This is a genomic window from Kluyvera genomosp. 1 (genome assembly GCF_001266615.1).
Taxonomy (GTDB): domain Bacteria; phylum Pseudomonadota; class Gammaproteobacteria; order Enterobacterales; family Enterobacteriaceae; genus Kluyvera; species Kluyvera cryocrescens_A.
Genome location: NZ_LGHZ01000018.1, coordinates 213,743 through 222,955, shown reverse-complemented (window position 1 = coordinate 222,955; position 9,213 = coordinate 213,743). Strand labels below are relative to the sequence as shown.

The 9,213-nt window shown below is 55.2% G+C and carries 8 protein-coding genes; 5 read left to right on the top strand and 3 right to left on the bottom strand.

Annotation, left to right across the window (positions count from 1 at the left end; genetic code table 11):
* The first annotated feature begins 366 nt into the window (after positions 1-366).
* Genes tauA through tauD form a run of 4 tightly spaced genes read left to right on the top strand, consistent with a single transcriptional unit; the run spans position 367 to position 3,782 of the window.
* The gene (gene tauA / locus KP80_RS12370; RefSeq protein WP_052283940.1) at positions 367-1,332 is read left to right on the top strand and encodes a taurine ABC transporter substrate-binding protein; all 966 of its coding nucleotides are present in this window, start codon (positions 367-369) and stop codon (positions 1,330-1,332) included.
* Positions 1,333-1,342: 10 nt separating this feature from the next.
* Positions 1,343-2,110, top strand: coding sequence for a taurine ABC transporter ATP-binding subunit (tauB, locus tag KP80_RS12365; protein ID WP_052283939.1), 768 nt, complete (start codon positions 1,343-1,345; stop codon positions 2,108-2,110).
* A complete protein-coding gene (tauC, locus tag KP80_RS12360; RefSeq protein ID WP_052283938.1) occupies positions 2,107-2,934 on the top strand; it encodes a taurine ABC transporter permease TauC in 828 nt (275 codons plus the stop codon). The genes tauB and tauC overlap by 4 nt, the downstream gene beginning before the upstream one ends.
* Positions 2,931-3,782: a taurine dioxygenase gene (tauD, locus tag KP80_RS12355; protein ID WP_052283937.1), complete on the top strand. Its 852-nt coding sequence runs from the start codon at positions 2,931-2,933 to the stop codon at positions 3,780-3,782. Before tauC ends, tauD begins: the two co-directional genes overlap by 4 nt.
* A 163-nt stretch (positions 3,783-3,945) precedes the next feature.
* Here the strand turns inward: tauD and KP80_RS12350 are convergent, their stop codons facing one another.
* On the bottom strand, positions 3,946-5,664 hold the full coding sequence (locus KP80_RS12350; protein ID WP_052283936.1) for a lysophospholipid acyltransferase family protein: 1,719 nt from the start codon (positions 5,662-5,664) through the stop codon (positions 3,946-3,948).
* Positions 5,665-5,783: 119 nt separating this feature from the next.
* A complete protein-coding gene (hemB, locus tag KP80_RS12345) occupies positions 5,784-6,758 on the bottom strand; it encodes a porphobilinogen synthase (RefSeq protein ID WP_052283935.1) in 975 nt (324 codons plus the stop codon).
* A gap of 507 nt (positions 6,759-7,265) precedes the next feature.
* Here hemB and KP80_RS12340 point away from each other — a divergent pair.
* The gene (locus KP80_RS12340; protein ID WP_052283934.1) at positions 7,266-7,892 is read left to right on the top strand and encodes a helix-turn-helix domain-containing protein; all 627 of its coding nucleotides are present in this window, start codon (positions 7,266-7,268) and stop codon (positions 7,890-7,892) included.
* Here the strand turns inward: KP80_RS12340 and ampH are convergent.
* Complete coding sequence (gene ampH, locus KP80_RS12335; protein WP_052283933.1) at positions 7,889-9,046, bottom strand: D-alanyl-D-alanine-carboxypeptidase/endopeptidase AmpH; 1,158 nt, start codon at positions 9,044-9,046, stop codon at positions 7,889-7,891. The genes KP80_RS12340 and ampH overlap by 4 nt on opposite strands.
* Positions 9,047-9,213: the final 167 nt, after the last annotated feature.

The following is a 9,213-nucleotide window of genomic DNA, read 5'->3' as shown; positions in this document are numbered from 1 at the left end:
TTTCGCCGTGCCGCAGGTTGGAGTTCGCAGGCGAACGCAGTGCGAAGCACCGATTTCACCGAGGGGCCGCGGGGATTGCTAAGGGGAGCGCGGCGCTCCCCTTAGCCCGTTCACTGATGCCGATGTTTCATATTCTGCAAAACATAAAGTGAACGGAATTTTACGCTTAACTGACCAACACCAGGTGCATCAGCCCGTTTTTTTAAGCCCCCGCCGCTGACGGCCCGTGAAATCCCACTCTTCAACTATCCTTTGCCGCTTTTTTTCTAAAAACGAAATGGAATTAACAAGCACTTTTAATTCCTTTATCAACCCCCCTTCGCCACGAAATACTGCCCACATAACAAGACATGGGAGCAGGACATTATGGCTATCGCATCGCGTTTCACCCTTATCGCCGCTACGCTGGCGCTGTTGGCTTTCCAGGCACAGGCCGTGGACGTCACCATTGCGTATCAAACTTCCGCGGAGCCGGCCAAAGTGGCTCAGGCGGATAACACCTTCGAAAAATTAAGCGGTGCAAAACCTGACTGGCGCAAGTTTGATAGCGGTGCCAGCATCGTGCGGGCATTGGCTTCTGGCGATGTGCAGATTGGCAATCTCGGCTCAAGCCCGCTGGCGGTCGCCGCCAGCCAACAGGTGCCAATTGAAGTGTTCCTGCTGGCCTCTCAGCTCGGTAACTCCGAAGCGCTGGTGGTGAAAAAAGCCATCACCAAACCGGAAGACCTGATCGGCAAACGTATCGCCGTACCGTTTATTTCCACCACTCACTACAGCCTGCTGGCGGCGCTCAAGCACTGGGGCATCAAGCCGGGCCAGGTCCAGATTCTGAACCTCCAGCCGCCAGCGATTATTGCCGCCTGGCAGCGTGGAGATATTGATGGCGCCTACGTGTGGGCACCGGCCGTCAATGAGCTGGAAAAAGACGGCACCGTACTGACCGACTCGTCGAAAGTGGGCGAATGGGGTGCGCCAACGCTCGACGTGTGGGTTGTGCGTAAAGACTTTGCCGAGAAACACCCTGAAGTCGTCAAAGCCTTTGCGAAAAGCGCGATTGACGCCCAGCGCGCTTATATCGATAACCCGGATAAATGGCTGGCCCAGCCTGAGAACATCAGCAAGCTGGCGCGCCTGAGCGGCGTTCCGGAATCCGACGTGCCGGGGCTGGTGAAAGGCAATACCTATCTGACCGCCGAGCAGCAGTCTCAGGCATTGAATGGCCCGGTCAACAAGGCGATTGTCGATACTGCACAGTTCCTCAAAGAGCAGGGCAAAGTGCCGAACGTGGCGACGGACTATAGCCAGTACGTTACCGACCGTTTCGTGAAGTAAGGGGGTTGTGATGCTGCAAATCTCGCATCTTTCCGCTGATTACGGCGGGAAACCGGCGCTGTCGGATATCAATCTTACCGTCGACAGCGGCGAGCTGCTGGTGGTGCTGGGGCCGTCGGGCTGTGGCAAAACCACGCTGCTGAACCTGATTGCCGGATTTGTGCCTTACCAGCACGGCAGCATCACCCTGGATGGCAAGCGTGTCGATGGACCTGGCGCCGATCGGGGCGTGGTCTTTCAAAATGAAGGGCTGCTGCCATGGCGCAACGTGCAGGACAACGTGGCGCTGGGATTACAGCTGGCCGGTGTTGGCAAAGTTGAGCGCCGGGAAACCGCCGCACAGATGCTGAAAAAAGTTGGCCTTGAGGGCGCGGAAAAGCGCTTTATCTGGCAGCTTTCCGGCGGCCAGCGTCAGCGCGTTGGCATTGCCCGCGCGCTGGCGGCGAACCCGCAGCTGTTGCTGCTGGACGAACCGTTTGGCGCACTCGATGCCTTCACTCGTGAACAGATGCAAACGCTGCTGCTGAAGCTGTGGCATGAGACGGGTAAGAAAGTGCTACTGATTACCCACGATATTGAAGAAGCGATTTTCATGGCCACCGAACTGGTGCTGTTGTCACCGGGGCCGGGGCGCGTACTGGAACGTCTGCCGCTCGACTTTGGCCGTCGTTTTGTCGCGGGAGAAGCATGCCGCAGCATTAAGTCCGACCCGCGATTCATTGAACAGCGCGAGTACGTGCTAAGCCGGGTGTTTGAGCAACGGGAGGCTTTCTCATGAGCGTAGTGATTAACGATAAACCGCGTCAGCGCGGCCTGAAACTGCGCTGGCCTTTCTCGCGTCACTTGACGTTGAGTCTGACAACGCTGGCGGCGCTGCTGGCTCTCTGGTGGGCAGTGACCGCTGCACAGCTGATTAGCCCGCTGTTTCTACCGCCTCCTGGACAGGTACTGCAAAAACTGATTGTCATCGGTGGTCCGCAGGGCTTTATGGACGCCACGTTGTGGCAGCATCTGGCGGCGAGTCTGGCGCGAATTGTGGTTGCGCTGCTGGCGGCAACGATTATCGGCATCCCGGTGGGGATTGCTATGGGCCTAAGCCCGACGGTGCGCGGGATTCTTGACCCGCTTATCGAACTGTACCGCCCGGTACCGCCGCTGGCCTATTTACCGCTGATGGTTATCTGGTTTGGCATTGGCGAAACCTCAAAAGTATTGCTGATTTATCTGGCGATTTTCGCACCGGTGGCGATGTCTGCATTGGCCGGAGTCAAAAGCGCCCAGCAGGTGCGGATTCGCGCGGCGCAGTCGCTGGGTGCAAGCCGGACGCAGGTATTGTGGCTGGTCATTTTGCCGGGTGCACTGCCGGAAATATTAACCGGGCTGCGCATTGGTTTAGGCGTGGGCTGGTCAACGCTGGTGGCTGCCGAGCTTATCGCCGCCACCCGAGGTTTAGGTTTTATGGTGCAATCTGCCGGGGAATTTTTAGCCACTGATGTGGTACTGGCGGGAATTGCGGTGATTGCGATTATCGCTTTCGGTCTGGAATTAGGGTTGCGCGCGCTACAGCGCCGTCTGACCCCGTGGCATGGAGAAGTACAATGAGTGAACGTCTGGCCATTACCCCGCTGGGGCCGTACATTGGCGCGCAAATTTCCGGGGCGGATTTAACCCGTCCACTGAGCGATAACCAGTTTGAACAGCTGTATCACGCGGTGCTGCGTCATCAGGTGGTGTTCCTGCGCGAACAGTTGATTACCCCCGAGCAGCAGCGCGAGCTGGCGCGCCGCTTTGGCGATCTGCATATTCACCCGGTCTATCCGCATGCGCCGGGCGTGGAAGAGATTATCGTGCTGGATACCCACGACAACAATCCGCCGGATAACGACAACTGGCATACCGATGTCACTTTTATCGACACGCCGCCAGCAGGAGCGATTCTGGCCGCCAAAGAGCTGCCATCAACCGGCGGCGACACCCTGTGGACCAGCGGAATTGCCGCTTACGAGGCGCTCTCCGCACCGTTTAAAGCACTGCTAAGCGGCCTGCACGCCGAGCACGATTTCCGTAAATCGTTCCAGGAGTACAAATACCGCAAAACGGAAGAAGAGCACCAGCGCTGGCTGGAGGCAGTAGCGAAGAACCCGCCGCTGTTGCATCCGGTGGTGCGCACGCATCCGGTGAGCGGCAAGCAGGCGCTGTTCGTGAACGAAGGTTTCACCACTCGAATTGTGGATGTGAGCGAGAAAGAGAGTGAGGCGTTGTTAAGCTTCCTGTTCTCTCACGTCACTAAGCCGGAGTTCCAGGTGCGCTGGCGCTGGCAGCCGAACGATGTGGCGATTTGGGATAACCGGGTGACGCAGCACTACGCTAACGCCGATTATCTGCCGCAGCGACGCATCATGCACCGGGCGACGATTCTGGGGGATAAACCTTTTTATCGTGCGCCGTAATGATGATTTCCTCTCCCAAATTGGGAGAGGAAAAGCGCCGTTATGCTTAACACCGTGAGTGTAAGATTGAGATATCCGGGGCGACCACTGGGTTTGGCGACCTTCCGGGAACCCAATCCCGGCGTTTCCCCTCATCGCTTTGCTTAAGTGAACGGTGTTACCGCTATGCTGACTTTGCATCATCCAGATGCGCGCCAATATAGCGCTGATAGCGGTTGGCCTTCAGATAGGTTAAATCCACCAGTACCAGACCATCTACACAGTTATTGAAATCCGGGTCGCTGCCAAAATCGATAAACTGTACGCCGCCCGGTTCGCACACCTCGGAATATTGCTTATACAGCGGAGGAATACCGCAGCCGAGGTTGCCGAGCAGCGACTTCAGCCGCGTCAGATCTTCGGTGTAATCCTCGCCGCTAAACTGCGCTAATACATCGGGCAACGATGCCGGGTAAGGGCGACGCGACTCCGCCAGCGGATGCGTGGCCGGGAACCACAGACGATAAAAGGCAACCAGCAAATCCCGAGCCGCAGGCGGCAGGCCGCCTGAAATCGACACCGGACCGAATAGATAGCGATAGTGTGGATAGCGTGCCAGATAGGCACCGATTCCTGACCACAGATAATCCAGCCCGCGGCGTCCCCAGTAGCGCGGCTGAATAAAACTGCGCCCCAGCTCAATGCCGTGCTGGAGAATATCGTCCATACGTTCATCGTAGTGGAACAGGCTGTAGCTGTAGATGCCGTCTAGCCCGCGTTTTTCCAGCTGCAATGCGGTGGGCATAAAGCGGTAGGCTCCGACAATTTCCAGATCCTCTTCATCCCATAAAATCAGATGCAGATAGTCATCATCGTAGCCGTCGACGTCGCGGCGCTTACCGCTGCCTTCACCGACGGCGCGAAAAGCGATTTCCCGCAGACGCCCCAGCTCGCGCAGCAGCGGCGCATCATCCTGTCCGTTTCGTTGCCACAGATAGATGACCTTGCCGTCCGCTGTGCGCCCCAGACATTCAGCCTGAGCCAGTTCGCGCTTGACTAGCGCGCGCGGTTCGGGGCGGGCGATAGCGCTCTCGGTCCGGAACACGCCCGGCAGATTTTTGCCCAGCCGCTGTACATGGCGATAGCATTTGTCGGCCATTTCGCGGGGCGTAGACTGTGAATTAAACCAGGCTGACCAGGCAATTTGCTGGCCAATTGTGACCGGCAGGCTGCCGTTGCGACGGCGGAACATTTGCTGCATCAGTAACAGCAGCGGCAAATTGGGCGAAACCAGCGTGCTGGCGTAGAACAGGGCGCTATTGCGCGCCTCAATCCACGCTGGCAACAGCGGTGCGCGATATTTGGTGGCGAGTTTAATAAAGCCGGAGTGCCATTTTTTATCGCGAATGCCGCGCCGGGTGAGGCGTGATACCTCGCCCGCTGGGAAGAAGATCAGTACGCCGCCGTTTTGCAGCTGGCGGTCCATTTGCTGGAGTGCCGATTTGGACGTGCGGCCATTGATGTTATCGACGGGAATAAACAGGGAACTGAGCGGTTCAAGGTGGGTCAGCATGCGATTGGTGACGACTTTCACATCGCGGCGTACGCGGGAAACGGCGTAGAGTAAGGCTAATCCGTCGAGAGTGCCAGTGGGGTGGTTGGCGATGATGACCAGTGGTCCCTGTTCGGGGATTTGCTCCAGGCTTTGCACTGCCACATCGCAGTGAATATTAAGATGCTCCAGTACCTGTTCGACTGCATCGAGTCCTTTCAGGTGGCGGTGACGTGCCGCAAATTGTTGAAACTCTTCTTCGTGCAGCAGCTTTTTGAGTACTTTCTTTTGCCAGGGGGCTGGCCTCGCCTGAGGCCACAGGTCGTCGATGACGTTTTCGAGACTAAACATAGCGGCTCCTCCTCTGTCCTGCTTTGACAGTAGAAGGGGGATATGTCGGTTATATGGCGGTTTGGTGACGTTTTGCGAAAGATAATAACGCCCCGCACAGGCAGGGCGTTGAGAGGCAATTAGCGCAGGATTTTCTTCTCGGCTAAATCGAGGGCGAAGTAGCTAAAGATAAGGTCAGCGCCCGCGCGTTTGATGGCGCCAAGGCTTTCCAGGACCACTTTTTCTTCGTCAATTGCACCCGCCTGAGCGGCGAATTTGATCATCGCGTATTCCCCGCTGACCTGATAAGCGCCAATCGGCAGCTCGGTGCGTTCACGGATGTCGCGCAGGATATCCAGATATGCCCCGGCAGGTTTCACCATCAGGCAATCAGCGCCCTGGGCTTCGTCCAGTAGCGACTCGCGAATCGCTTCGCGGCGGTTCATTGGGTTCATCTGATAGGTTTTACGGTCACCTTTCAGCGCTGTTCCTGCCGCTTCACGGAACGGGCCGTAGAAGGAGGAGGCGAATTTGGTGGAGTAGGACATGATGGCGGTATCGGTGAATCCGGCCGCATCCAGCGCCTGGCGAATGGCCTGAACTTGTCCGTCCATCGCAGCGGAAGGGGCGATGAAATCAGCACCGGCCGCCGCCGCAACGACCGCCTGCTTACCAAGGTTTGCCAGCGTCAGGTCGTTATCGACGCCGTGATCGCACAGCACGCCACAGTGGCCGTGAGAGGTGTATTCGCAGAAACAGGTATCGGACATGACGATCATTTCCGGTACGGTTTGTTTGCAGATACGGGACATACGCGCCACCAGACCGTCTTCTTTCCAGGCGTCGCTGCCGGTGTCGTCGGTATGGTGTGAGATGCCAAAGGTCATCACCGAGCGGATTCCCGTATTGGCAATGCGTTCAATCTCACGCGCCAGATGCTTTTCTGGAATGCGCATCACGCCAGGCATGGCTTCGATGGCTTTGTAATCGTTGATCTCTTCTTCAACAAAGATCGGCAACACCAGGTCGTTTAAGCTCAGTGTTGTCTCTTCAAACATAGCGCGCAGCGCAGAGGATTTGCGCAGGCGACGGGGGCGATGGAGTAAGTCTGTCATGGTATGCCTGATATTTGTGAAACAAGGAGGGCTATTGTAACTGAATCAGGGGCCGAATGTTTTACTAAAGTGGTGGTTAAAGTATTCGGGCCGTGCCCGAAAAGTGAAGAACCCAATCATTTATCAAAATGCCTTCGTTATTGAAAAATGGTGGTTTAATTAAATGCTATCAGGCAATTTTTAATTATAATTTTAGGGTTTTATATTATGTTGGGGGGTAAGTATATTAATTTGTTGAATCTGAAAGTGGCAATGATATGCCTTAAAGTCTGTATGGCCCGAGAGCAAGGATTAGCGGTCATCTTTTTATTGTCAGTGTTAGAAATCCTGAAACCTACTTTTAATAAACTATAATTGAACCGTTTATTATGCACGATGCATAATTCTCCGCGCTTCAGTATGAAGGTTCTTGTTGAATCCTTTTGTATGCAGGGAAGGCCACTTCCCGGTAATTTTATTCTCAATACTCATTATGATGACGAGTATTTTTTGCACGGATTGCATAACATGCCCACTTTGAGTAAACCGCTTAGCGAGTTTGTTACTCTCGACAAAGAGCTTTCTCAACAAGGGACGCGATTTAACCTGTCCGCAGGTGCCACGTTCCTCCCTCCCCATAGCATTGCGAAAGACGCCACGATTGTGATTCAGCAAGGAACGGTGTCTCTGCATCGCATTAACCATCATATTCTGTATGGTATTGTGCAAGGCCCGATCATTTTTGGCCTGGCGGCTGGGGTCAGCCAAATTCGCAATGAGTATATGCTAACGGCAGAAAGCGAGTGTCGGGGATATTACCTCGCGGCGAGTGACACGCTGCAATGTCTTGAGCATAAACAGCTTTGGCGAGAAGCTTTTTATTGGATGGGCTGGCAAACTCGCATGCTCGAACTGCGCGATAAACAGCTGATTGGTACTAACCATTATCATCAGATTCGGTCGACACTTTTTATGATGATGGAGTGGGCACCTGAAATACGCGGACGCATTGGTGTCCTGAATTATATTCAACAGCGAACGGGAATTTCCCGCTCGGTGATCGCCGAAGTACTTTCCGCGCTGCGGAAAGGGGAATACATCCAGATGAATAAAGGCAAACTCGTCGGCGTGACGCGTTTGCCTGATGATTATTAAGATGCAGGAATGACGGCGGCTTTATTACCGCTGAGTTCCGTGACCAGATCGTTAATTCCATCACTCATATTGACGAAGCGGGTCAGCGGCGAGCGCGTAATGACCACAAATGCGCCGACGTTGGACTGCGGGATCATCGCCATATAGGTAATAAAACCACCGCCACCGCCGGTTTTCTGAATAATGCCCGGGCGGCCGTTCTTCGGTGCCATATACACCCAGCCGAGGCCCAGCGCGTCCGCGCGACCCGGCACATCCATCCCAATTACGCGGGTGAGTTGGCTGCGTTTATAGACCAGTGTTTGCATCCGGTCAGCCTGATTGCTGCGATGGTAAAAATCAGAAGAGAGATACTGCTGCATCCAGCGCATCATATCACCCGGCGTGGAGTAAACCCCGCCGCTGCCCATTGCGGCGAGCGTGTTGTTACACGGACTGGCCCCTTTCTCGGCCACCATCAAGCGCCCACATTGATCGGGTGACGGCGTGAAGGTGGTGTCTTTCATCCCCAAAGGTCGGGTTATCTGTTCTTCAAACAGCTGAGGATAAGGTTTGCCCGCCGCATTGCCCAGCGCATCAGCGAGCAGGTCGAACGCCAGGTTAGAGTAGCTGGCCTGTGAACCCGGCGCAGCGTGCAGTTTTGCCGTTGAGAGATAGTTCCAGCGCTGCGACTGCGTTGGCCAGACGAAAACAGGACGATGCGCCGCACCACCCGGTTGTTCACGCGGCAGAGCGCTGGTGTGAGTCGCCAGATTCACCAATGTAATAGGGGTGCCATTATAGGTCGGAACACGTGAGCCGGAAGGCGCATATTTACTCAGCGGGTCGTTGAGCTTCACCACCCCCTGGTCGAGCAGCTTAACCAGCATTTCGCTGGTCATCAGTTTGCTCAGCGAGGCGATGCGGATAACCGAATCGAGTTGCGGGTGTACATTGTTGCCCGGACGGGTTTCGCCAAAGCTGCGAAACACTCGCTGGTTACCATCAATGACCACCAAAGCCATACCGGTTGCACCGCTGCCGTAATAGATATGATTGGCATAGCGGTCGGCGATATCGGACGCAAACGCAGGGCTGGTAATAGGCTGTGCAGCCTGCACCGAGGTCAATGACGCCACGCATAGCGCGGCAGAAAAAAGCAGACTACGTTTCAACGGAGGCATCCATGAATTGAAATGGGAAAGTAACGCGTATTTATACTAAAAATACAACGAATCGGCACCTGGCGCAGCGCCATTAAACGCTATGATAGCGGGAAAAACGTAACCGGGCGTAAATGCGGGGATTATTCACCAGGATGATTGCACGCTTTTGTGATCCA